This window comes from Thermodesulfomicrobium thermophilum DSM 16697 (assembly GCF_059568695.1).
The window spans coordinates 342153-365702 of record NZ_JCANTW010000012.1 but is presented as its reverse complement, the minus strand read 5'-3'; the positions used below and the strand labels follow the sequence as shown (position 1 = coordinate 365702).

The window sequence follows — 23550 nt, the reverse complement described above, 5'->3', positions numbered from 1 at the left end:
CCATGGCCCTCTTTACCAAAGAAGAAGCGCTGAAATACCACCGCTATCCCCGCCAAGGAAAGCTGGAAGTCATTCCCATCAAGCCCTGCGCCAACCAAAAGGATCTCTCCATGGCGTACTCGCCCGGCGTTGCCGAGGCCTGCAGGGCCATCGTCGCCGACCCGTCCACCGCAGCCCTCTACACCGGAAGGGCGAACCTCGTGGCCGTGGTGTCCAACGGGACAGCCGTCCTGGGTCTTGGCAACATCGGCCCCTTGGCCGGAAAGCCGGTCATGGAAGGCAAGGGAGTCCTCTTCAAGACCTTCACGGACATCGACGTCTACGACATCAACGTGGATTGCGCAGATCCGGACAAGTTCTGCGAGATCGTCAAGGCACTGGAACCCACCTTCGGCGGCATCAACCTCGAAGACATCAAGGCCCCGGAATGCTTTGTCATCGAAGAGCGCCTCAAGGCAGAAATGAACATTCCCGTTTTCCATGACGACCAGCACGGGACCGCCGTGATCTCCGGCGCAGGGCTGCTCAATGGGGCGGAAATCCTGGGACGCCGCCTCGAAGACATGAAGGTGGTCGTGGTCGGCGCAGGCGCAGCGGGCATTGCGTGCGCCAAGTTCTATGTCGCCCTCGGCATCGATCCCAAAAACATCTTTATGTTCGACTCCAAAGGGCTCATTTACAAAGGCCGCTCCGGAGTCAACGAATACAAGGCGCTCTTTGCCCAGGACAAGGAAGCGTCTCTCGCCGAATGCATGAAGGGCGCGGATGTATTTTTGGGACTCTCCAAAAAAGACCTCGTAAGCAAAGACATGGTTCGCTCTATGGCGAAAAACCCCATTATTTTTGCCATGGCCAACCCAGATCCCGAGATTTCCTACACCGACGCCAAAGAAGCCAACCCCAATTGCATCATGGGGACCGGGCGAACAGACTACCCCAACCAGGTCAACAATGTCTCGGGATTCCCCTACATCTTCCGTGGCGCCCTCGACGTCCAGGCAACGGAAATCAACGAGGCCATGAAAGTGGCTGCGGCCAAGGCGCTGGCAGCCCTTGCCAAGGAGCCCGTGCCCACCGAGGTCTGCGACATGTACGGCGTCAAAGAGATGCACTTTGGCCGAGACTACATCATCCCCAAGCCCCTCGATCCTCGCGTCCTGGAGTGGGAAACGCCAGCAGTGGCGAAGGCCGCCATGGATTCCGGCGTGGCCCAAGCCCCCATCGCCGATCTGGAGGCATATAAGGTCAGCCTGCGGGAACGAGTCGCGCAGTCGCGCCAACGCATCCAGGCATTCGTCAAGATGTACGCATAACCCCCCTCCGGCGGGCCCAAACGCCCGCCGGTTTTTCATCCTCCAGGAGATGTGCCATGCAGAAAAAAGGCTTCCGAATTGGCCTTGTCACATTCGTTTTGCTGCTGCTTGCAAGCCTTGCCTTTGGCGCAGAAGGCGCTGCCGAGCCGCCCATCACCCACGCCTATATCACCATTGGCGTCCTCATCGGCGCCGCCATACTCTTCTTCACCGAAATCGTCCCTTTACCCATCACGGCCATGCTCGTGCCTGTGGCCTTGAGCATCTTCCACATCATCCCCGCCAAAGTGGCGTTCTCCAACTTCGGCAACCAATGGGTGGTCATCTTCATGGCCATGTTCGTTGTCGGCGAAGCCACCTTTGTTACGGGATTTGCGGACAAGGTCGGCAAGCTCACGGTCAAGCTCTCCCAAGGGAGTGAAACCAAGCTCCTGCTCTTTTCCATGATCGCCATCGCGTCCCTGTCCTCGGTCCTCTCGAATACCGGGACCACGGTTGTCGCCATCCCCATGATCATGGGCATGTGCGCCACCGCGGGCATCCGCCCCAGCAAAATCCTCATGCCGGTCGCCTTTGCGGCAAGCCTGGGGGGGACGATCACGCTCGTGGGCACGCCTCCCAACGGCCTGGTCAACTCCATTATCGGCAAGATGGGCGGCCAGGAAATCGCCCCCTTTGGCTTCTTTGAATTCGCCAAGTTCGGCATTCCCCTGACCATCGTTGGCATCCTCTACTACGCCCTCATCGGAAAAAACTTCCTTCCCGACACCCAGGCCGCCTGCGACCTGGAAGACGAAAACCTCGAATCCAAGATCCCCAAAGTCAAACGCCCGGAGAAAATGTGGGTCTGTTTGGCCATCTTCGCCTTCGTCGTCGCCGCCATGGCAACGGACTTCATTCCGCTGGTCACCGCAGCCATGCTCGGCGCCTGCCTCGTGGTCATCACTGGATGTATGACTATGAAAGAAGCATTCAAATCCGTAGACTGGACCACGATATTCCTCTTTGCAGGAACTCTAGCATTATCGACTGCACTGGAAAAAAGCGGTGCCGCAAAACTCATCGCCACAACAGTTGTTTCCAAGGTATCTGATCCTTATGTACTCATGGCGGTCATCTGTGTACTTACTGCGATCATAACCAACTTTATGTCCAATACAGCGACTACAGCGCTCATGGCACCGCTGGCACTCCCCATCGCAACACAAAGCGGCGTGTCTCCACTACCATTGCTCATGGGAATTGCTATGAGTGCATCATCATGCTTGCTGACTCCAGTTGCAACACCACCGAATACAATTGTGCTCGGACCAGGAAACTATAAATTCATCGATTACTTTAAGTCTGGATGGCCTCTCCAACTGATCAGCATGCTGATGTGTATTTTCCTCATTCCGCTCATCTGGCCGTTCTAAACTGCAATGTACCCATAGCTTCTGCGCATAAGCGCTCCCTTATGCGCAGAAGCCCACATGACCGCTCCGCACATTTTGGGATCTCGCCGCGACATCTCGCCTTGATTTTTTCCCCCAGCTTCCCCAAGACTCCCTGCAGTCCGCACAATCCTCAATTCGCATCTCCGGAGGCCCCATGAAGCGCGTCTCGATTCGTGTGCAACTGATGGCAGGTTTTTTGATTCTCTTGGGGGGTGTCTGTGCCGGGCTCGGCGTCATCGCCACCCGGCAAGCCACCCACTCCTCCCTGCAGCAGACGGAAGAAAACATCGTCCTCATGGCGGAGACCGGGGCGAAACTCATCCGCAGCTACCTCGACTACCACCTCGTGGCGCTCGAAGCCATCGCCAACCGCAACGTCATCCGCTCCATGGATTGGACTCTGCAACGCCCAGCCCTGGAAGCGGAAACCTCACGAATGCACTATCTTGGTATGGGCGTGATCACTCCGGACGGTAAGGCTCAGTATCCTGACGGCAAAACCGCCTCTTTGGGAGATCGGAAATACTTCCAAGAAGCCATGACCGGAAAGTCCGTTTTCTCCAACGTCATCATCAGCCGAGTCACCAATTCTCCGGTCATCATCATCGCCACCCCCATCAACAATGACGCAGGAAAACCCCAAGGAGTCCTGATCGCACGGCTCGACGCTACGGCCTTGAGCACCATCACCGACACCATTCGCTACGGTTCTAGCGGATATAGTTATCTCATCGACAACCAAGGGACCATCATTGCCCACCCCAAACGTCAGTGGGTTTTGGACCGAAAGAACTTTCTCAAAGAAGGAAAAGAAAAGCCCGAATACGCCGCCCTTGCCGCCATGCAGCAGCGCATGACACGCGGCGAATCCGGAGCAGATCAGTACTCTCTCGATGGTCGCAACCTCTTCTTTGGATTCGCCCCGGTCCAGGGGACCGGATGGTCCCTGGCTGTTGGCGCTGTACGCGACGATGTACTCGCCCAAGTCTACACCATGCGCCGCACGATCCTCTGGGCCTCCGCCCTTGTTTTCGTCGCAGGCATCCTGGTCGCCGTGCTCGTCAGCCGGGCGGTCTTGGCCCCAGTCAAAAGCTGCGCCCACCTCCTCAAGGATATTGCGGAAGGCGAAGGCGACCTTTCCCAACGCCTGCCCGTGGAAACCACCGACGAATTGGGACAACTCGCCCACTACTTCAACGAGTTCGTGGAAAAATTGCGCAATATCATCGTCCAACTTACCAGAAACGCGCACAAGGTCGCTGATTCAGCAACAGAACTTTCTACCATCAGCACCCAAACCGTACAAAACGTCCATCATCTTTCCTCGAAAACTGCATCCGTTTCTTCGGCCACAGCGTCGATGAGTGATACGATTGCGTCCGTCGCCCAAAGCATGGAAGAAACGGCATCCAACCTCTCCTCGGTGGCAGCGGCCACCGAACAGATGACGGCAACCATCGGCGAGATTGCGGGCAACACGGAACGGGCCCGCAGCGTCACTGAAAACGCCGCATCCCAAGTCAATCGTTTTGCCGCCGTGCTTGAGCAGTTGGGCGAAGCAGCGCAAGAAATCGGCAAGGTCACAGAAACCATCGCCGCCATATCCTCCCAAACCAATCTCTTGGCACTCAATGCGACCATCGAGGCCGCACGGGCAGGAGAAGCAGGCCGCGGCTTCGCGGTAGTGGCCAACGAAATCAAAGAACTCGCACAAAAGACCGCCACCGCCACGCAAGACATCCGCGACCGTATTGCCGGCATCCAGTCGGCCTCCGACGACGCGGTGAGCGACATTGGCCAAATCGTTCGTGTTATTGGAGAAGCCAACTCGGCTGTCGCCACCATCGCCGCGGCCATTGAAGAACAGTCCGCCGTGACTCGGGATGTGGCACAAAACATTGCCCAGGCCACCCACGAGGTGGAAGGGGCCAAAAAACAAGCTTCTGCAATGTCTGAGGCGGCTCAAGACATCTCTCAGGAAATCATCGCAGTAGACGGAGTCACGGCAGAAATTCGCGCTGGCGGTGACCAAGTACAAGGCAGCGCGGAAAAGCTGGCCGCCCTCGCGGAAGAACTCAAAAACCTCGTGGGACAATTCCGCATTTAACCTCCCTGGGCCCCAAGACCTCCTTCGGCCCCCGTTCCAGCAAAGGGGGCGCGAAGGAGCCTTGCCTTTCCCCACCGAGTGCCTATACTGCAAAGCGCACGGGGCCGCCCTGGTTTCGACGGGGATAATGCGGCCAAAGTTGCAGGTCGAGGGGCTGGGAGGTCCTCGTAAAAACCCAGCACAATCACAAGTGCCGAAGACAACTTCGAGTACGCTCTCGCTGCCTAATTAGGCATGCAAGAGTTTGGCGGCAGAGACCGCCACATCCGTGCGGCTGAGGCTCCATACGCCGCATCCGGGTGTCACCCCCATGGGGCTGGCAAAGGTCCGTAGCCAGAACGGACCGGCGCGAGACTCCTTCTGGCTGGCCGGTCGGACGCCCGTCCTGGGGCTCCCCGCCCGGCAAGAATGAAAACCAGGACTAAACCTGTAGACGCTTTGCGCCAAGTGTTCTCGGACGCGGGTTCGATTCCCGCCGGCTCCACCATTTAAAAAAGACAAACCCGTCTCTCTGGGGTCATTCTCCGGGGTGACGGGTTTTCTTTTTCCCCTTGTTTCTAAAGGATTTGCGCCCGTTTCACATCTTTCCAAAGCACCTCTCCGCACCATCGATTCTCCCCATCTTCCCGCCTTTCTTTCTCTGTTTGGCCCCTGATTCTCTGTTTTCTCCGGACCAAGTCCGAAGCTCGTCCGGAAAGCTACATCCTTGATTGATATGGGTTTGCGGCTGATTGCCATTTTTGGCGGTTGTCTTAGGTCATCGTTCGATGCCGCAACCGGACGTTTTTTTCGAAATCGCCCGCCTCGGGCATGAAAAGAAGCGCGGTCAACTCCGGCTTCCTGCCCACTAAAGAAGAAAAGCCGACGCTGATGGTCGGCTCTCTGGGGCGGTCTCCGGTCCGGTCGTCAGTCGGTGGCAAAGCCGAACTGGCGGCGCTGCTCGGCCCAGTCCTCCGGGAAGGTCTGGGTCAGTTTGGCCAGCGAGAGCCCGTTGGGTTCCTCGCCGTTGATCAGGGCTTCCACGATGTCGGGGGCCAGGGTCGTCAGCTTGAGAATGCGGGCCACATACGAGCCATCGACGTCGAGGGTACGGGCAAGCTCGCTGATGGACCTGATCTGGCCGGATTCGAGGATGTCGGCCCAGGAAAAGGCCCTTCCCAGCGCCTGGAGGACGGCGGACTGCACCGGTTCCTGCGCTCCGGTGATTTCTCCATCCAGGGCCTGGGGAGCGATGACCGTCTTGCGGCCGCGCATGCGCCGGATCACCATCGGAATATGGATTTGAAGGTTGCCGTTGTCGGCAACGGTAATGGTCGGCTTCATTTTCATCGACTTGCCCTCCGTTCAGTGACTTCGCATGCCAGACCGGCCAGTTCGGCGATGAGCGTTGTCAGTCCGTTGGTGCGCAGCTCCATGTCGATTCCGGTCTCGCGTATCTCCACCTTGTCCACCAGGAGGCGGATGAGGCGATTCCGCTCCACCGGGAAAAGGTCTTCCCAGAAGCCTTCGACATTCTGGAAGGCCTCCGACACATCCTGTTCCGTGATGGTGTTCCCCTGGTAGGCTCTGCATCGCTCGCTCACATGGGTCAGTTGTTTCGAGAGCTCGACCGCCTGACGGTTGACGGTCGTCAGCATCTCGGCCTTTCCCGGCTGATCGTTGCCGGGCTTCATCAGTTCAAGTGCCTGCTCCCGCGCCTGCGACAGCTCCATCTCGAGCTGGGCTTTCTGCTTGAACAGACGCTCCCTCTCTGCCTGCTCGATGTCCCGGGCCGCGAAGTAGGTTTTGGCCACCAGCGTCGGCGTGCGGAACACCGCGCTCAACTGCTCGACCACGGCCTGCTCGATGTCCCCGGCGGGAATCCGTTTGAGGGGGCACCGGCTCACGGTCCGCTTGCTGTCCTTCTGGCAGATGTAATAGGTGTAGTGGCGGCCGTTCTTGCGGGCGTAGGTCGGTCCCATCGCGCATCCGCAGTGGCCGCAGCGGATGACGCCTTTCAGCGGGGCGACCATTTTGGCTCTTGCCATGGAAACCTTGACCGGTTTGTTGTCCTCCAGGATGGCCTGCACCTTGTCCCAGGTCGTCCGGTCGATGATTCCTTCGTGCTCACCGGGGTAGCTGCGATCCTTGTGGGCAATTTCGCCGATATAGATCCGGTTGTTCAGCAGCCGGTAGATGTGGCCTGTATTCCATTCTGAGCCCTCGCGAACCTTGCCTTTCTTGGTGGTCCAGGCTTTTGTGCGGTATCCCTGTTCGTTCAATTCCTGGCCCAGCTTCTTGGCCGAGCCGATCTGGATGAATCGGCGGAAGATGTACTGCACCGTCCTGGCTTCATCCGGGTTGACCAGCAGCTTCTTGTTCTCCCGGTCGACGTCGTATCCGAGAATGGGTACGCCGCCGCAGTATTTCCCCCGGCGCTTGGCTGCCGCCACCTTGTCCCGGATGCGTTCGGCGATGACCTCCCGCTCGTACTGGGCGAAGGTGATCAGGATGCCGAGAAACATTCGGCCGGTGGGGTCGGTGGTGCTGAAGTGCTGGGTGACCGAGACGAAGCTGACGCCCTTTTCGTTGAAGAGGTCGATCATCTTCATGAAGTCCAGCAGCGAGCGGGACAGCCGGTCGACCTTGTAGACCACGATCACATCGATCTTTCCGGCATCGATGTCCGCCAGCAGTCGGCGCAGCCCCGGGCGCTCCATGTTCCCACCCGAGAAACCGCCGTCATCGTAGCGATCCGGCAGAGCCGTCCATCCACGCATCCTCTGGGCTTCGATATAGTGTTCCGCCGACTCCCGTTGGGCATCCAACGAGTTGAACTCCTGTTCGAGCCCTTCCTCGTGGCTCTTGCGGGTGTAGATGGCACAGCGCAGGGTCTTGTTCTTTCCCGGCGCGACATTGCTGTTATCAAGCATCCGACCCTCCCTCGGCTTTTCTGCCGTAAACCTTCTTCAGTCCGAAAAAGACCTTGCCGTTCCAGCGCGTCCCGGTGATCTCCCTGGCCACCGCGCTGAGCGACCGGAAGGTGCGACCTTCGAAATCGTAGCCATCGGCAAGGACGATCACCTCATAGCGCCGGTCGTTCCAGACCCGCACCAGTCTGGTCCCGGGCAGGATCGCCTCGTTCGATTTCCGCTCCTCTGGGATGCGTCGATTGACAGTGGCGACCGGGTCCTCCTTGGCTGCCTGCTGGAGATGGACCTTGGCCTGCTCGGACAGCCCGCCGTAGAAAAGCTCCTGGATGCGATAGGCCAGCCTCTTGATGAGGAATTGCTTCTTGTACTGGGGCGGCTCTTCACCGTAGAGGTCGAGCCATTTTTCCCGGAGCTGCTCCAGGGACATGGATTGCAGCAGGGCCATCTGCCGAAGAACCGAGTTTCGGGTCCGGTCCTGGTTCTTGCCGCCGGTGGCGGCGTTCTGTAACTCATTCATTTTCAACTCCTTATTTTGGTTTCCGGACGAGTTGTCATGAATGAATGCTCTGTTCCGGCAATGAATCAAGTCCTTCTCCAAGCACAGGGGAAGAATCTTCGAAAACATCTAACTCATTGCCCACACATGCTTTTTTGGCCTTTCGGCGCAGGACCGCCGTGGCCAGTATGGAGGCGGCTGACTGGAGCCTCGCCTCACCCGACAGGCGGCCGGGTTTGCCGTTTTCGCCAAGGTCATCAAGCCCCGGCCCATCATTCATTTCCTGTACATCCAACATCGAACACCTCCGGTGGGACCGGGGGCTGGATGGTGTGGATGCCAGAAAACGGTGGCGGTCGGGATGCGCGTTCGATGGCACCCACAACCGCCTCAGCTCCGCCTCTGGTCGGTTATCTGGTTGTGCCCGGCTTTAACCGGACTTGCGTTCGTTACTTACCGGAGGGACGTGCAAGATGACGGAATCAGATGAAAAGTCCTGTTTTTTTGATTGACCTGATATTCATCAGGTCGTATATTTTTTAACCATAAGATGGGCCTAATCCGCTCAGTGGCCATGACACGGAGCAATCGCCATGGGAAAGAAAAAGTTATCGGAAATAACCGACCCGCAGGCCAGGACGCTGAGGGTCATTTGCCAAATCATCGATGAAAAGGGGTTGCCGCCAACGGTGAAAGAATTGTCGGAAGTCCTCGGTATCAGTCACGCGAGCGCCCACGAGCAGATCGCTCAACTGGTCCGTAAAGGCTATTTGAAGAAAGAAGCTCGTAAGGCCCGAAGCATCGTCGTCATCAGGAGGCCCGAATAACGATGCAGGGTCGCGAACAATAAGGAGATCGACATGGGGCACGTCAGACTTGGGAGCCTTCCAAGGTCGAGGGCATGGAAAGAGGTGGTCGGCCTGATCACGGCCGGTGCCGACGTGTCCCAGATCGCAAACGCCACAATACGGGCGGCTGACAAGGCCTTCTCATTTGTGCTCAACGATGAGGGGTTTACCGAGGCGGTATGGCTGATGACCCAGCTTGCCATTGCCGCAAAAAAAGAGAACATCGGTGAGCATCTCCAATCCCTCGGCGTCAACCTGCCGCAGGATACATCCCTTCCCGATCTTGCCGCCGCAGTCTCCGAGGCCCTGGATAATAAATTGGAGTCCAACGGTGGCCGATCCGACCTCGGTGAAATGTCTCAGCGGGCCTTGGTTGGAGCATTGGTAGAGCACATCTCACCAAAACTGCCGTCTCTCTTCGCCCCCGGGCCAGATGATGTTCGGGCCGCACTGGCAGCGCTCGGGAAAAAGCGGGAGTTCGGAGAGCTGTCGCGGACTTTCTTCGCCAAGCTGACCAACGAGAGCATGAACTATTTCCTGTCAAAAACGCTGGCGACCCATCTTGGCGAGGGCCAGCGCTTCGCCACCATGAATGAAATGGGACAATTCGAGAAGGCTCTGAACACGCACTGTAAAGAGGCGTCCCTGATCGTCGAACAGTTTTCAGCAGATTGGTTTTCGAAGCACAAATACGAAGAAGGTGGTGACATCTCCAGGGAGTCTTCCAATGGCTTCGCCTCTTACGCGCTGAAAAAGATGAAGGACGAGCTAAAAGAAGGAGCGCGAGCCGATGCAAGATAAACGATATGTCATCTGTGGGAACGCACCGACCGATGGGATTGAAGAAAATCCTGACCGTGATCTGCGCCTGCGCCTTTGGGGCAAGGATGGGCCGGACAAGATCACCCTACGCATCGAGGACATCCACAAAAAGATGAGCAAGGACGTTCCTGATTCTTTCCAGGATCTGCTCGAAATCGCCACCTACGTGTACAGTGCCGATCAGGCCATTCCCCGTGGAGCCGATGACGTTGATTCCTTTGGCCACGGTTGGCGAAGAAATCTGCATTTCATCATTCCGGTCCGGGACCCGGATTTCTGGAACGGCAAGGAGATTCAGCAGGCCCTGTGCTCGACGCTTGGGTTCCTGTCTGATGACAGCTATCACTTCGAATTCACCAAGCTGAAAGAGGCTCAGGCATTCCAGGGCTATCTGGACTTCAACGATGACGGACGGCTCTTCGGCTATCCGGAACAGGTAGTGATGTTTTCAGGTGGACTGGACTCGCTGGCGGGAGCCATCGATGAAGTTCTGAATGAAAAACACAAGGTCGTCCTTGTCACCCACAAGTCGACCCCGAAGCTCAACACGCGCCACCGGCGACTGGAAAAGATGATTGCCGAGAAGGCTGGGGAAAACGCTCCACTCCACATCGGCGTTCGCGTCAATAAGAACAAGGGGCTGAACTACGAGTACACCCAGCGGAGCCGCTCCTTCCTCTATGTGTCCATCGGCGCGACTATCGCAAAAATGATCAACCTGAAGAGCGTCCGTTTCTACGAGAACGGCGTCATCAGTCTGAATCTGCCGGTCTGTGCCCAAGTCGTCGGCGGCCGGGCGACGCGCACCACTCATCCCCGGGTAATTCGTGGCTTCCAGGAAATCATAAGCCTGGTGGCTGGCGAGCCCTTCACCATTGAAAATCCCTACATCTGGAAGACCAAGGCTGATGTCGTCGGGGTCATTACCAAGGCCGGGTGCCAGGAGATGATCGCGGCATCGACCACCTGCACGCACACATGGGAGATGACCAACCACCATACCCACTGCGGCACCTGCTCGCAGTGCATCGACCGGCGCTTTGCTGTGATCGCTGCCAAGGCTGATCAGTATGACCCTGTCGATGCCTACAAGACCGACATCTTTACCCAAAGTCGAAGCAAGGACGAGGACAAGATCATGGCTGCCGCGTACCTGGAGAGAGCCAACCAGGTCCGTGATCAGGATGACATCACCCAGTTTATCGCTCGATTCAGCGAGGTGAGTCGGGTCTTCCGCTACTTGAACGGGAACCCCGGAAGCGTGGCCCAGAAGGTCTATGACCTTTACAAGCGCCACGCCAAGGAGGTCTGCGAAGCGATGGACACCATGGTCGCCCGCAACATCACGGCAATCCGCCAGCGCACCTTGCCGGGAGACTGCTTGCTTCGAACGGTCTATGAATCGGGATCGGTGATCTCTGTCCCGGCCATTCCGGTCGAGCAGAAGCAGCCGGACAACTACTTCAGGAAACGCGGAGGTGTCTGGGCTGCACGCTTTAACGGCAACGCCGAGGTGCTCGTGACGGGTGTCGACAAAGGGGCCGAGTACATCAACTTCCTCCTGGCAAGGCCGAACAAGGAAACCTCGGTCTACGAGATCGTCTGCGGATTTGCCATCGATAGCTGCAACGCGGTCCTGAACTCCAATGAAACCGACGAAGGCTTTCAGGTCACCCAGGGGGTCCCGTTGGGTGATACCGGCTTCGTTGCTGACCGCAAGGCCGTCGAGCAATACCGGGAGAAGGCTCACGAGCTTCTCCGAGAGATTGAAGAAGCCCGGGCAGAAAACAACGATGCCGAAATCCAGCGGCTTGAGGACGAAATGACCCAGATCACCGCCGCAATCAACGAGGCGGTTGGTCTGGGTGGCAAACTCCGGAAATCCAACGACAAGCGGAAGAACATTCGTGACGCCTTCCGGAACGCCGTGAACCGGGCCATCAAGTATCTGGAGAAGTATGACAAGCCGCTGGCCGCCCACCTGAAGGAGTCCATCAAGTGCGGCAACGAACCGGTCTACCGGACCGAAGAGGAGATCGTTTGGGAGGTCCGCCCGATAGTCAACGACTGACCCGGGGACCATCCAGGAAGAAAAAACTAAAAAAAATTTCCGCTACGCCAAATGTAGCCATTGCGACGCCGGATGTAGCGCCTTCCCCAATGAAGGCGCGATCCGGCGTTTTTTATTGGTCAGCACAGGGTTGACCACCGGGCGTGCCAGAACTTCCGAACAAGGAGACTGGCAGTGGCACAAGTCAACAAAGCACACCTCACCCCACCGAAGCGGCGACTCATCGAATTGATGCAGGACATCAACTTCGGCCGCATCACCAACATTCCGGTCCGCGATGGCGAGCCGGAACTCACCCCTGAAACGGTCATCGAGCGCGAGATCAAGCTGGGCGGACAGAGCGGTCCCCGGCCCGAGCGCGACCAGGATGACTTCATTCTCAAGCAAGAGGTCGTGGCGCTGCTGGAGCACCTCGCGCAGATGGGCAGCGGAAAAGTCTGCCTGCTCGAGATCAAGCACGGTCTCCCGTTCCTGATGCGCATCGAGGAACGGGCAGCCTGAACACGTAACGACCTGAACCCTTAGACACTGGACAACAAGCTGGACGCATGGCGGAGGCTGTTGTGGGTGTCGCCGAGCCGAATACGGCAATTGGCGGCGTACCTGCGACCCCTTCGCCCACGCGACAGCTTTGTCCTGTGATCTGGCCCGTGCCGACACCCACGCGGACCTCCTCCTCGCTCCGAGGAGGCCCCGATGGTTTCTCAGAATTCTTACGACGGCATCGACAAGTATGCCGCCGACCTCATTCGGCACAAAGCACGTCAACTCGTAGGCAAGGCCGGATTCACCGAGGACGATAGACCCGACCTCGAACAGGAACTGATGATCGATCTGCTGCAGCGGATGCGGCATTTCAATCCCGCCAAGGCCAAGAAGACCACCTTCATGGCCCGGATCGTCGAACGTCACATCTCCACCATTCTGGAGGCCCGGTTCGCCCAATGCCGGGACTGGCGGCTCTGCCAAACATCACTCAACGAACCCCTCGACAACGGTGAGGGCGACACCACCGAGCGGATCGACTTCCTGGATAGCGAAGGCTCTCTGAGCGGCGGCAGCCGCGAAACAAGAGAGCGCCTCGCCCATGAGATCCGCATGGATCTCGGCCAGGCCATCGCCTCGCTGCCGGAAGAGCTCCGGGATCTGTGCTCGCGCCTGCACGACAGCACCATGGCCGAAGTCGCCCGAGAGATGGGCATTCCCAGAACCACCCTCTACGACCGGCTGAGCAAGCTCCGGGACGCGTTCCGCGAGGCCGGGCTCGAGGACTACCTGTGATCTCCGACGCATCGGCTCCGCCTCCGGTAAGTAAGCACCGTGCCGCATGGTGCGGCTATCCGGGGCCTCGGAAATCAGAACCTGAACAAAAGAGGAGTTCAACCATGACTCACGACACCTACAAGTACCGTTTTGACGAGTCGGTCCCGGCCCAGGAACTGGAAGACACTTTCATGCTGGCGATGCTGGCCGTCGAAAGCCTGCATGGCCGCTCCCGTGTGCGGATGGAGAGCCGGTTCAATTTGGACAAGGCCCGACGCACCTGCGTGATCGACGCCTCCACCGATGTCGGCAGCGACCTCGCCCGCATCTTCACTGGCTTCGCCACCAAGGAATACGGCGAACGTTCGGTCCTGATCGAACGATCCCAGCCGTCGGGTTGCGCCTGTGCCTCCAAGCATCGGGCAGCGCCCGCCGCCGAAGCGGGGGTGGCGGTATGAGCGAGCTGATGACCACCACCTATTCCATGTGGCGGCTGTTCCGCAACTGCCGCATGGCCTGCAAGTGGCGCTACATCGACGAGCTGGTGCCGCTCGAGCGCGACCCCAATCTGGCCTTCGGCTCGGTCATCCACGACTGCCTGGAGTGCTGGCACGGCGAGCGGGATCTGGCCAAGGTCCTCGACCACATCGACCGGACCTATCCGAATCGGGCGCAGGACGACCATCAACAGGCCGACTGGCATCTCGCCCGGGCCATGATGAGCGCCTATGCGAAACACTACCCGGCCGAAGCGTTCGAGGTCGTCGCGCTCGAGAAAACCTTCGAAGGTCCCATCGTCAACCCGGCGACCGGGGCGACCTCGCGCAGTTTCATTCTCGCCGGGAAGGTGGACGGCATCGTCCGTCAGGATGGCCAGTATTTCCTGCTGGAACACAAAACCGCCTCGCAGATCGACGCCAGTTACCTGGAGCGGCTGTGGACCGATTTCCAGATCATCCTCTACGCCTGGTACCTGGAGCAGACCCTCGGCATCACGGTCAGCGGCATCATCTACAACGTCCTGGTCAAGGCCAAGTTGCGCCAGGGCAAGGGTGAGACCGAAGCCGAATTCGAGGCCCGCCGGGCGGAGCTGATCGCCAAGTCGAAAACCGGCAAGAGCAGCGCCAAGCGCAAGCTGCCGGAGGACGACGACACCTTCCAGCAGCGACTCCAGGAGAAGTACCTCGAGCCGGGCATGTTCCATCGCGAGGTGCTCTACATCTCCCGCGACCAGTTCGAGGAACTGCGGGCGGAGCTGTGGGAACTCTCCAAGGCCATGCTCGACGCCCGTCGGCGCGACACCTTCTACCGCAACACCAGCTACTGCTTCCAGTACGGAAGGCCCTGCGCTTACTTCCAGCTCTGCCGCTCGGGCGGCAACCCCAACGTCATCGAAAACCATTTCCAACGGATCGCCCCGCACGAAGAGCTGCGGGACGGAGCCGGTGAAAACGCCGCTCCGGTGTTTTGAAATCCCAACCATAAGGAGACGAAGCCATGCTTCCCAAGACCAAAAGCAAACCCAAACACACGCTCTCGGACCTCACAGCCCTGGTGTACGGCCCGAGCAAGATCGGCAAGAGCACCTGGTGCTCCAAGGCCGATGACGCACTGTTCCTGGCGACCGAGCCGGGCCTGAACGCCCTGGAGGTGTTCCAGGCCCCGATCACCTGCTGGGACGACCTCCTGCAGGCCTGCGCCGAGATCGCCGAGGGCAAGCACGAGTTCAAGACCATCGTCCTCGACACGGTGGATAACGCCTACAAGATGTGCTCGGACTACGTCTGCAAGAAATTCAAGATCGAGCACGAGTCCGACCTGGGCTACGGTAAAGGCTACGCGCTGATCAACAACGAATTCCAGCGCGTCATCAACAAACTCGCCTTCCTGCCCTACGGGCTGATCCTGATCTCTCACTCCATGGAACGGGACATCGAGACCCGGACCGGCAAACACACCCGCATCGTGCCGACGCTGCCGGAGAAGGCGCGGAAGCTGGTCACCGGTCTGGTGGACCTGATCCTGTTCTGCGACCTGGACATGAAAACCGGCGAGGACGGCAAGCCTGTCTGGCAGCGCGTGATGCGCACCAAGCCCAGTCCCAACTACGACGCTGGTGACCGCACCGGCCGACTCCCCGAAGTCATCCCTCTCGATTTTATGAGCTTCATGAAAGCGTTCAACAGCACGGCAGCCGGAGCTGCGGCGAGTGCCGCCCGGCCGAAGCCGGAGCCGACCGCGAGTGCGGCGGCGAAACCTCAACAGTAAGGAGAGCCGACCATGGAACACTACGCAAATCAGTCCAACAGTAACCTCGACCTGGCGCAGTTCGACGACGCCTTCGAAACCGCCGAAGTCGAGGAACGTGAGTTCGAGGCCGTTCCCGACGGCAAGTACCAGGTCAACGTTGACCGGGTCGAACTGACTCGCGCCCAGACCTCGGGCAATCCCATGCTCAAGTGGACCCTGCGCATTCTCGCGCCGACCCACAAGGGCCGTCTGCTCTGGCGCAACAATGTCATGGCCAGCAACGAGAACATCAAGTGGCTCAAGCAGGACCTCTACACCTGCGGGCTGCAGCTTCAGAAGCTCTCCGACCTGCCGGGCCAACTCGAGCAGCTTCTCAATATCAAGCTGGAAGTGACCAAACGCACTCGCGGTGAAAACGAGAACATCTACTTCAACCGTCGCATTGTCATGGCCGACGATACCGGGGCTCCCGGCGCGGCGATGGATGACATGATCCCGTTCTGATGATGGACCGGATCACCGTTGTCGTCGACACCCGCGAACAGGAGCCCTACAGCTTTGATAGCGACAAGGTTTCGGCGGTTCGCAAGGCGCTGCCCGCCGGTGATTACTCACTGGTCGGCCTCGAGGAACGGGTGGCGGTGGAGCGCAAATCTCTGACGGATTTCGTCTCCACCGTCATCCGGGGGCGAAAGCGGTTTCACCGCGAGTTGGAAAAGCTCTCAGCCTACGAGTCCGCCTGCGTGGTTGTCGAATGCAACTTTCGCGATCTGGTCGATGGCCGCTACCGCAGCGATGCCCACCCGCATGCGCTGATCGGAACGGTCGCCTCCATCGTCGTCGACTTCGGTGTCCCCGTCTACTTCTGCTCGGACCGGCAGGCCGCCTGCCGTTTTGTCGAGGAGTACCTGACACGTTTTCACCGGAGGATCGCGAGATGCCAAAAAGAAATGAGAGTAACCCGGCGCGACTCCGGGGAAGAATAGAGCGCGTTTACTATGCCGGACCCAAGTTCTCCGCAGGCCGACTGCTCACCCCGACCGGTGAGGAATTCCAGTTCGCGGGCAATTTGTTCGCCCGGGAAAATCAGCCTGTGGTCCTGCTCGGGTCGTGGGCCACCCATCCCAAATACGGCCGTCAGTTCAAGGTCGACGGGATGGAGCACGACCTCGAACTCGATCCGGAGGGGCTGATCCACTATCTGGCCAACCATCCGGAGATCAAGGGCATTGGTCCGGCCAAGGCCAGATTGATCGTCGAGAGTTTCGGCGACGCCTTTGAAGAAACCCTTCTGAATGACCCCGAGCGCATCGCGCTCAAAGCTCGGCTGCCCTTGGACGCGGCCCGGCGGCTGCGTGACGAATGGTTGAATAACCGCAGCGTCAACGCCGTCATGGCATGGTTGTCGGCATTCGGACTGACCCATCATCAGGTCACCACTCTGGTCGAAAGACTCGGCGGCAACTGCCTCGATATTCTGAAGGAAGACCCGTATATCCTCATTCGGGAGATCCGGGGATTCGGCTTCAAGAAGGTCGACAAGATCGCCCGCAAGCTGGGCATCCCCAAGGACCACACCCCTCGTATCCGGGCCGGGTTGAATTTCTGCGTCCGTGAAGCCCTGGACAATGGTCACTGCTGGATCGAATACGAGGATCTGGTGGACCAGGCCAATCTGCTGCTGGTCATGGATGCCCTGGACAGCCGGGTCCGTATCGAAAGCGCCCTCGATGCGCTCATCCAAGAACAGGCGCTTGCCTGCGATTCCCACGGCGGACGTTTCGTGGTCGCTCTTCCGGAGATCGTCCGCATGGAGCGGGAGCTGGCTTCTCTGTTCGGCCAGGCCGAAACACCCAATCTTCATTTCCAGTCCGTCAGGAAACTCGATGCCCTGATTCGGCGCTGCGCATCAACGCTGAACGAGAGGCAGCTCGAAGCGGTGCGCTCGGCCCTCCAGCACAGCATAAGCCTGATTTCGGGTGGAGCGGGTTCGGGCAAGAGCTACACCATTTCGGTCATCAACACCATCTGCGAGGAGAGCGATCTGGAGGTCGTTCTCGCCGCGCCGACCGGCAAGGCAGCCAAGCGCCTGGAGGAAGTCAGCGGTCGCAGCGGCACCACCATCCACCGTCTGCTCGGCTATGACGGCAAGGGTTTCTCGCGCAGCAAGGAGAACCCCATCGATGCCGATGTCCTGGTGGTCGACGAGTTTTCGATGGTCGATGTGCCGTTGGCCTGGCACCTGTTCGAGGCGGTCGATCTGTCGCGGACCACGGTGCTGCTGGTCGGGGACCACAACCAGCTTCCGCCGGTGGGACCAGGGAACATCCTGCGCGATCTGATCCAGACACGCGCCATCCCCACGGTCATCCTCGACAAGGTCGTGCGTCAGGCTGGTGTCCTCAAGGAGAACTGCACCGCCGTTCTCAAGGGCGAGGTGCGCAAGACCAGCGAGGCATCGGTGGGCGGATGCCGGGATTGGTATCTGGTGGATCAGTTCACCGACCCGATGGCGGCACGCTCGTTCCTGCTGGAGTTGTTTCAGGAGCGGCTCGATACCCTGGGTTTCAACATCATCAAGGACGTGCAGGTGCTGACGCCGACCCACAAGGGGCCGCTCGGCACCAAGGAATTGAACGAGGAACTGCAGCGGCTCATCCAGCGCAAGCTCTGGAACACCGAGGTGCCGCCGGTCGCCATGGGACGCCGCGCACCGTTTCTCAAGCACGACAAGGTCATCCAGACCCGGAACAATTACGACCTGAACGTGATGAACGGTGCCATCGGCTATGTGGTCGATGTTCTCGCGAACGGCACACTGGTCATCGACTTCGACGGCATGCCGGTGGAACTGGAGAAAGGGTCGCCCGACCTGCAGGATCTACAGCTCGCCTATGCGCTCACCATCCACAAAACCCAGGGTTCCGAGTTCCCCTGTGCCGTGGTGGTGGTTCACAAGGCGCATTCCTTCATGCACCACCGCAATCTGCTCTACACCGGGGTGACCCGCGCCCGGCGCACCGCCATTGTTCTGGGTGATCACTGGGGCATCCAGAACTGCGCCAAGCGCTGCCAGGTGGATGACCGCCGGACCTTTCTACCCCTGTTTCTGGACGCCGCCCAGCACGCGGAGGCCGAATGAGTATGGGCGGAACGGATAACGTCAGGGAGTATTACCGGCTCGTCACCGAGATGGATATCGGTGACGTGACCCGGGAACTCCTGCCGGGACGGATCACCCAGGAGACCGGTCAGCGATTGATGTGCGACTGCCCCAACCATCAGAGCCAGTCGCGCCTTTCGCTGCACGTGATGCTCGACAAGCAAGGCTGGTACTGCTTCGGCTGCGGAGTCGGCGGTGACGTGCTGCAGCTCGTGGAGTTCATCCAGTCGGGCTCGGTCACCGCCGGGCAATCCGGTCCGATGCCGGACAGCCACCGCCAGGCCCGGGACTATCTCGCCAAGAAGGCGGGCTTGCCGCCGCTGTCGCGCTATGGCCTGAGCCAGGAGCGTCTGGCCCAGACAGAGGCCGACCGCGCCTTCGAACTGCGGGTCAAGGATGCGCTGACCGCGCTGGCCAGGCTTTACCACGCCAGGCTCAAGGAGTCGCCGGATGTCCTCGACTGGCTGAAATCCAAATATGCTCTGAGCGAAGAGACCATCGACGATCTCCTGATCGGCTATGCGGACAATGCGTCCGGCGCAGTCGCCCAACTAACCGGGATCGAAAACGGGTTCTCCATGCGGGAACTATCCGCCACCGGCGCTTTTCGCCCGACCAACCAGGACGGCCTGACGCCATTTTTCGAGCGACGGATCGTCTTTCCGTACTGGAGCCGTGGCCGGGTGGTGTTCATGATCGGCCGCAAGACGCCGTGGACCCCGGACTTGGGCTGGGAGCAAGGGAAATACAAGAAGCTGCCGGTTCACGACGAGCACCAGCGGCCCTACGTCGCCGACTTCATCAACAACGCGCTGCTGTTCAACGAGGACTGCCTGCTGGCCAGGCCCGGCAAAGTGATCATCACCGAGGGGGTGACCGATTGCCTGGCGCTGATGCAACTGGGCCTGCCCACCGTATCGCCGGTCACCGTCCGCATCCGGGCCGCCGACTGGGAGCGCCTGATCCCCAAGCTGCGCGGCGTCGAAACCGTCTACATCTGCCAGGACAACGAACTCTCCCAGGCTGGTCTCAAGGGGGCGCTGCAAACCGCCCGCACCCTGGCCGAACACAAGATCGACACGCGCCTGGTGACGCTGCCCTTGTCGGAGACACAGATCTCGGCCCGGCAGGAGCTGACCGAACGCTTCGGCCTGACGGCGAGCGTGGGGCCGAAGGAGCTGGCCAAGCTGCTGGCGGGACGGCCCGCCGAAGAGATTCAGGCGGCCGAGGCGCTTCTCGCCACCGCCAAGATCGACGTCAACGATTACATCGCCGCCGGACATACCCGGGAGGATTTCGAGCGCCTTCTTGTGGAGGCCAGCACACCCATCGAGTTTGGCGTGCGCTCATTACCAGCAGACATCCCCGAGGAGGATCGCAATCGCCTGCTTGAACCGATCCTGGGAGAGATTTCCGAGCAGTCGCCGCTGGAACAGGTCCGCCTGCTGAAGCTGGTGCAGGAGCACATCGGCGGTGGCGTCTCTATGGCTACCCTGAAGGAACAGATCCGCGCCATCCAGAAGGACCGCAAGGTCGAGTTCCGCAACGAAAAGAAAAAGGCCAAACGGATGTCCGGCGCGATGCCCGGATCATGCCGAGCCCGGGTCGACGAGGTGCTGATCGACACGGAACTGGAGAACGGCGCTCCCGACTACACCCTGGCCGCCGAGGCTGCCTACGACTGGTTCAACGCCAATGGTGCCCAGTTCTTTCACACCCTGCAGGGCGAGCCGTTCATGTATTTCGATAACGCCATCTACTGGATGGATTCACCGGACCGTGGCCGCAAGCGCCATTACGCGGCCATGCTCTACAAGCACACGGGCATGGTGCCGACCACGGGCGGCGGACGGACATTTTTCGAGGTACTGCCCAGCCTGGCGATGATCCGTGGCCAGGTGCGCGACCATTTCTCCTGGCTGCACACCGATGTGGCTTCCTACACCGTCTATTTCAACCTGAACAATCCAGAGCACGAGATCGCCAAGATCACCCCGGACGAGATTCAGATCATGAAGAATGGCGGCAACGAGGACGGTATAATCCTGGATGGCTCGCGCAAGATGAAGCCGCTGAAATTCCTGCCCAACGCCGACCTCGAAGAGGCGGACCGGCTCCTGGTCGATCTACTGGTGGGCAACATGACCTGTCCGCAGGGGGATCGCTTTCTCATCCTTTCCTGGCTCTCCTGTTTTCTGCTGATCGACTTCGCCGGAACGCGGCCCATGACCCGCTTCGAGGGATCGGCCGGATCGGGCAAGACCACCGCCAGCAAGATCACGTCGACGCTGCTTTACGGCGAGCCCCAGCACAAGAAGGCCACCGACGCGGCGAACTACACCGATGGCTCGCAGAACCCACTCATCGTCCTCGACAACATCGAGGTCAAGCAGATGACCGAGGATCTGACCACCTTCATGCTGACCAGCATCACCGGCATCGCCAAGGAGAAACGCAAGAGCGGCACCGACAGCGAGACCATCACCGAGCGGACCAAATGCCTGCTGAACACCACCGGCATCGAGCCGCTGTGCGGGGAACTTTCGGAGATCCTGTCGAGGTCCTTCGTCATCAACTTCGACCTCGCCAACCAGGCCAGCGACTGCTTTCTGGAATCGGAGGTCATCTCGGCCATCCAGCAGAACCGGGATCTGATCATTTCGGCCATCATGAAGCGAACCAGCCATGTGCTGGCGATGATCCGGGACGGAGCCCAGAAACAGGTCATGCGCCTGCTGCACCGAACCATGCCGACCCATGGCAAGCGCCGTTGCAACGATTATCTGAGCCTGATGTACCTGATGATGCTGGCCGGGTCCGAGGAGCACGAGGTGACTACCGAACTCGAGGATCTGAGCCCGCTGTTCATCGAGCAGATCCATTCCATCAACGACACCAGCCAGGAGATGGCGCGGGAGTCGAACCCCATCGCAACGGCGCTGGCGTCGCTTTTCCACGCCTACCGAAACGCGGTGGAGCTGGATGAGAAGGCCCGCTACGGCGAGGACGACCGGGCAAACCATGTGGTGGGGTTCATCGAGCGCTACCAGGTGAGGTTCGAGAACGAGAACACCATGGAACCGGTGTCGGCGGGACGGCTGCTCGCGGCGCTACGCAGAGTCGGCCGGGAATTCAACCTCGAGTTCGAATACAAGAAGCCCGCCCAGCTCGGTCGGCGCATCAGCAACGACCTGGACGTCATCCGGGATGCCGGGTTTGACATCGACCGGCAGCGCAACGCCCACACCAAGAATTTCGAGTACCGGATCGTCAAGACCGCCAATCTCTGATTCCACCCCATACTGACGTAATCATCCAGGACGCTCTCGGGCGTCCTTTTCTTTTGCGGTGGTGCGGTGAACACCGCTGTCTCTTGCGGTGGATGACCACCGCACGCCAAACCCTTGCCAGACAAGGCTTTCATGGCCTTTGCGGTGGTTGCGGTGGTAAATCCAAAGGTCTCACCCCCTATGGGCTGAAATATTTTTTCTACCTACCAACCCGACATACCACGCCAGGGAAATTCCGGCCCAGCGTGAGAGACATTCCCCAAATACCAACGCAACCACCGCACTCTATCTTCTCTTTCTTCATAACTATCTAAAAACAAATAACAAACAAAGAACTACCCCCTGCGGTGGGACAAGAAAACCTTCCACCGCACGACCACCGCAACCACCGCTCATATCCACCGCAGCGGGTGGTCACCGACGGTTTCAGGGCAGCTCCGGTAAGTAACGGGAAAAGCGATTAACCCGTATTTCTGGAGCCCGAAGCCATGAGCCTTCTGAAAACCATGATCAAGCACACCGCCGGAGGGCAGGAAGCCTCGGCCGAATGTGAAACCCCATCATTACCACCGCAACCACCGCAGCCCGCCATCTATGTCTCCACCGGGCTCGATGTCCACGAGATCGAGGACGCCCGCGACTGTCCTGAAGACAGGGAGATCGACGGCACGCTGTGTCGCCGTCTGTCGCCTGAATACTTTGCTTGGCTACGTTCCCGCATGGTCACCGCCCAAGCCGCGCACAAGGCCGGAAAGCTCCCCGACGATGCCTGGAACACGCTGCGGCAGCGATTCAACGCCCTGCAGGAGCTGGCCATCCGGGAATTCGGCAAGGAAAGCGTTCAAGAGGTCCTCCAGTCCTTTTCCCCAAAGAACTATCGGCCACCCGCGCTTCGTTCCGAGCCCCAGGAGAAACCCGTCGAAGTTCCCGGAAAGGACTGGATTTATCCCGGGAACCAAGCTTGGAAATGTAAGCAGCCGGTGACTTCCCAGGCTGTCGCCAAGGTCGACGCCATCCGTGAGGAGGCCATGGCCAAGGGTTGGTCCGAGGCACGCCTCTATCAGAACCAGGGCCGCTTCCGGTTTCCCTGCGGCGAGGACTACGGTCTGGTCTGTTTCGTCGATGGCGATCAGGAGATTGGCGAGGTCACCGAGCGTTCTATCGAAATTATCCACGGGCCGAAGTCCGGGCGTCCCAGCACGCTGCGGTTCTACAACCCGGACGTGCCGCAGCCGTGGATGAAGAAAGTGGAGGATTGAGTCGTGAAGAAAAAGAAACGCTACGCCAACGCCAAGGATGTCCTGCCCGAGGAACTCTTCGAGCAGATTCAGAAGCACTACACCGGAATTCTCTGGGTCCCGGCACCGAGCCGGTTTTACCAAGAGCGCCGCGACCTGGTGCTTGCCCTTCATCTGCAGGGTATCAGCAGCCAGGAGATCTCCAACCTCGCCGGAGTGACCACCCGCCGGGTCAACCAGATCATCGCCGCCGAACGAAAACAGGATCGGGACCGACAGTTGGCCGCCGCTTCCGGTAAGTAACCCCTGAACCGGCGGGAGCGCGTTTGGAGGCTAAATCG

The 23550-nt window shown here is 59.4% G+C and carries 21 protein-coding genes and 1 other RNA gene; 18 read left to right on the top strand and 4 right to left on the bottom strand.

The genetic code is table 11. From position 1 onward, the window contains the following. Positions 1 to 2 precede the first annotated feature (2 nt). The 4 genes from BR00_RS05395 to ssrA all read left to right on the top strand — a co-directional run bounded on the left by BR00_RS05395 (position 3) and on the right by ssrA (position 5343). A complete protein-coding gene (locus tag BR00_RS05395) occupies positions 3 to 1313 on the top strand; it encodes a malic enzyme-like NAD(P)-binding protein (RefSeq protein WP_496476571.1) in 1311 nt (436 codons plus the stop codon). A 56-nt stretch (positions 1314 to 1369) separates the two neighbouring features. After that, positions 1370 to 2728: an SLC13 family permease gene (locus BR00_RS05390; RefSeq protein WP_496476570.1), complete on the top strand. Its 1359-nt coding sequence runs from the start codon at positions 1370 to 1372 to the stop codon at positions 2726 to 2728. Positions 2729 to 2903: 175 nt separating this feature from the next. Then, on the top strand, positions 2904 to 4856 hold the full coding sequence (locus tag BR00_RS05385; protein WP_496476569.1) for a methyl-accepting chemotaxis protein: 1953 nt from the start codon (positions 2904 to 2906) through the stop codon (positions 4854 to 4856). A gap of 100 nt (positions 4857 to 4956) precedes the next feature. Next, positions 4957 to 5343, top strand: a transfer-messenger RNA (tmRNA) gene (ssrA, locus tag BR00_RS05380). 419 nt (positions 5344 to 5762) lie between these two features. Here ssrA and BR00_RS05375 read toward each other — a convergent pair. From BR00_RS05375 to BR00_RS05360, 4 genes are read right to left on the bottom strand one after another with little or no spacing between them, the layout of a single operon-like run. Next, positions 5763 to 6185 carry a hypothetical protein gene (locus tag BR00_RS05375; protein WP_496476568.1) on the bottom strand — a complete coding sequence of 141 codons (423 nt, stop codon included), beginning with the start codon at positions 6183 to 6185 and terminating at the stop codon, positions 5763 to 5765. Further along, entirely contained in the window at positions 6182 to 7768 is a 1587-nt protein-coding gene (locus BR00_RS05370; RefSeq protein WP_496476567.1) for a recombinase family protein, read from the bottom strand. The genes BR00_RS05375 and BR00_RS05370 overlap by 4 nt, the downstream gene beginning before the upstream one ends. Then, entirely contained in the window at positions 7761 to 8285 is a 525-nt protein-coding gene (locus tag BR00_RS05365; protein ID WP_496476566.1) for a DUF2924 domain-containing protein, read from the bottom strand. The genes BR00_RS05370 and BR00_RS05365 overlap by 8 nt, the downstream gene beginning before the upstream one ends. 34 nt (positions 8286 to 8319) lie before the next feature. After that, positions 8320 to 8562 carry a hypothetical protein gene (locus BR00_RS05360; RefSeq protein WP_039644785.1) on the bottom strand — a complete coding sequence of 81 codons (243 nt, stop codon included), beginning with the start codon at positions 8560 to 8562 and terminating at the stop codon, positions 8320 to 8322. 295 nt (positions 8563 to 8857) lie between these two features. Between BR00_RS05360 and BR00_RS05355 the strand changes: the two genes are divergently transcribed. The 14 genes from BR00_RS05355 (at position 8858) to BR00_RS05290 (ending at position 23512) form a co-directional block, all read left to right on the top strand. Continuing rightward, positions 8858 to 9091, top strand: coding sequence for a LexA family protein (locus BR00_RS05355; protein WP_022992976.1), 234 nt, complete (start codon positions 8858 to 8860; stop codon positions 9089 to 9091). A 33-nt stretch (positions 9092 to 9124) separates the two neighbouring features. Continuing rightward, on the top strand, positions 9125 to 9913 hold the full coding sequence (locus BR00_RS05350; RefSeq protein ID WP_496476565.1) for a hypothetical protein: 789 nt from the start codon (positions 9125 to 9127) through the stop codon (positions 9911 to 9913). Continuing rightward, positions 9903 to 12005 (top strand): 7-cyano-7-deazaguanine synthase, encoded by a 2103-nt coding sequence (locus tag BR00_RS05345; protein ID WP_496476564.1) that lies wholly within the window; start codon positions 9903 to 9905, stop codon positions 12003 to 12005. Before BR00_RS05350 ends, BR00_RS05345 begins: the two co-directional genes overlap by 11 nt. Before the next feature lie 174 nt (positions 12006 to 12179). Continuing rightward, a complete protein-coding gene (locus BR00_RS05340) occupies positions 12180 to 12506 on the top strand; it encodes a hypothetical protein (RefSeq protein ID WP_496476563.1) in 327 nt (108 codons plus the stop codon). 195 nt (positions 12507 to 12701) lie between these two features. Then, entirely contained in the window at positions 12702 to 13286 is a 585-nt protein-coding gene (locus BR00_RS05335) for a sigma-70 family RNA polymerase sigma factor (RefSeq protein ID WP_496476562.1), read from the top strand. A gap of 104 nt (positions 13287 to 13390) precedes the next feature. After that, positions 13391 to 13726 carry a hypothetical protein gene (locus BR00_RS05330; protein WP_029917937.1) on the top strand — a complete coding sequence of 112 codons (336 nt, stop codon included), beginning with the start codon at positions 13391 to 13393 and terminating at the stop codon, positions 13724 to 13726. Next, entirely contained in the window at positions 13723 to 14739 is a 1017-nt protein-coding gene (locus tag BR00_RS05325; RefSeq protein ID WP_496476561.1) for a PD-(D/E)XK nuclease family protein, read from the top strand. The genes BR00_RS05330 and BR00_RS05325 overlap by 4 nt, the downstream gene beginning before the upstream one ends. A 26-nt stretch (positions 14740 to 14765) precedes the next feature. Continuing rightward, positions 14766 to 15536: an ATP-binding protein gene (locus BR00_RS05320; protein ID WP_496476560.1), complete on the top strand. Its 771-nt coding sequence runs from the start codon at positions 14766 to 14768 to the stop codon at positions 15534 to 15536. A gap of 12 nt (positions 15537 to 15548) precedes the next feature. Further along, positions 15549 to 16022 carry a DUF669 domain-containing protein gene (locus BR00_RS05315; RefSeq protein ID WP_496476559.1) on the top strand — a complete coding sequence of 158 codons (474 nt, stop codon included), beginning with the start codon at positions 15549 to 15551 and terminating at the stop codon, positions 16020 to 16022. Then, entirely contained in the window at positions 16022 to 16504 is a 483-nt protein-coding gene (locus tag BR00_RS05310) for an ERCC4 domain-containing protein (protein WP_013258639.1), read from the top strand. The genes BR00_RS05315 and BR00_RS05310 overlap by 1 nt, the downstream gene beginning before the upstream one ends. Beyond that, positions 16456 to 18660: an SF1B family DNA helicase RecD2 gene (recD2, locus tag BR00_RS05305; RefSeq protein WP_496476558.1), complete on the top strand. Its 2205-nt coding sequence runs from the start codon at positions 16456 to 16458 to the stop codon at positions 18658 to 18660. The genes BR00_RS05310 and recD2 overlap by 49 nt, the downstream gene beginning before the upstream one ends. A gap of 2 nt (positions 18661 to 18662) precedes the next feature. Next, complete coding sequence (locus tag BR00_RS05300; RefSeq protein WP_496476557.1) at positions 18663 to 21971, top strand: CHC2 zinc finger domain-containing protein; 3309 nt, start codon at positions 18663 to 18665, stop codon at positions 21969 to 21971. A gap of 488 nt (positions 21972 to 22459) precedes the next feature. Further along, positions 22460 to 23230 (top strand): hypothetical protein, encoded by a 771-nt coding sequence (locus BR00_RS05295; RefSeq protein ID WP_496476556.1) that lies wholly within the window; start codon positions 22460 to 22462, stop codon positions 23228 to 23230. A gap of 3 nt (positions 23231 to 23233) precedes the next feature. After that, positions 23234 to 23512, top strand: a complete 279-nt coding sequence (locus BR00_RS05290; RefSeq protein ID WP_011367837.1) for a hypothetical protein — start codon at positions 23234 to 23236, stop codon at positions 23510 to 23512. The last annotated feature ends 38 nt before the right edge of the window (positions 23513 to 23550 follow it).

Bases quoted from the DNA above. Each gene is read 5' to 3' on its own strand.
- BR00_RS05335 (WP_496476562.1), top strand. From the start codon at position 12,702: ATGGTTTCTCAGAATTCTTACGACGGCATCGACAAGTATGCCGCCGAC.
- BR00_RS05365 (WP_496476566.1), bottom strand. From the start codon at position 8,285: ATGAATGAGTTACAGAACGCCGCCACCGGCGGCAAGAACCAGGACCGG.
- BR00_RS05345 (WP_496476564.1), top strand. From the start codon at position 9,903: ATGCAAGATAAACGATATGTCATCTGTGGGAACGCACCGACCGATGGG.
- BR00_RS05320 (WP_496476560.1), top strand. From the start codon at position 14,766: ATGCTTCCCAAGACCAAAAGCAAACCCAAACACACGCTCTCGGACCTC.
- BR00_RS05355 (WP_022992976.1), top strand. From the start codon at position 8,858: ATGGGAAAGAAAAAGTTATCGGAAATAACCGACCCGCAGGCCAGGACG.
- BR00_RS05295 (WP_496476556.1), top strand. From the start codon at position 22,460: ATGAGCCTTCTGAAAACCATGATCAAGCACACCGCCGGAGGGCAGGAA.
- BR00_RS05325 (WP_496476561.1), top strand. From the start codon at position 13,723: ATGAGCGAGCTGATGACCACCACCTATTCCATGTGGCGGCTGTTCCGC.
- BR00_RS05350 (WP_496476565.1), top strand. From the start codon at position 9,125: ATGGGGCACGTCAGACTTGGGAGCCTTCCAAGGTCGAGGGCATGGAAA.
- BR00_RS05300 (WP_496476557.1), top strand. From the start codon at position 18,663: ATGGGCGGAACGGATAACGTCAGGGAGTATTACCGGCTCGTCACCGAG.
- BR00_RS05370 (WP_496476567.1), bottom strand. From the start codon at position 7,768: ATGCTTGATAACAGCAATGTCGCGCCGGGAAAGAACAAGACCCTGCGC.
- BR00_RS05315 (WP_496476559.1), top strand. From the start codon at position 15,549: ATGGAACACTACGCAAATCAGTCCAACAGTAACCTCGACCTGGCGCAG.
- BR00_RS05395 (WP_496476571.1), top strand. From the start codon at position 3: ATGGCCCTCTTTACCAAAGAAGAAGCGCTGAAATACCACCGCTATCCC.
- BR00_RS05375 (WP_496476568.1), bottom strand. From the start codon at position 6,185: ATGAAAATGAAGCCGACCATTACCGTTGCCGACAACGGCAACCTTCAA.
- recD2 (WP_496476558.1), top strand. From the start codon at position 16,456: ATGCCAAAAAGAAATGAGAGTAACCCGGCGCGACTCCGGGGAAGAATA.
- BR00_RS05330 (WP_029917937.1), top strand. From the start codon at position 13,391: ATGACTCACGACACCTACAAGTACCGTTTTGACGAGTCGGTCCCGGCC.
- BR00_RS05310 (WP_013258639.1), top strand. From the start codon at position 16,022: ATGATGGACCGGATCACCGTTGTCGTCGACACCCGCGAACAGGAGCCC.
- BR00_RS05390 (WP_496476570.1), top strand. From the start codon at position 1,370: ATGCAGAAAAAAGGCTTCCGAATTGGCCTTGTCACATTCGTTTTGCTG.
- BR00_RS05360 (WP_039644785.1), bottom strand. From the start codon at position 8,562: ATGTTGGATGTACAGGAAATGAATGATGGGCCGGGGCTTGATGACCTT.
- BR00_RS05385 (WP_496476569.1), top strand. From the start codon at position 2,904: ATGAAGCGCGTCTCGATTCGTGTGCAACTGATGGCAGGTTTTTTGATT.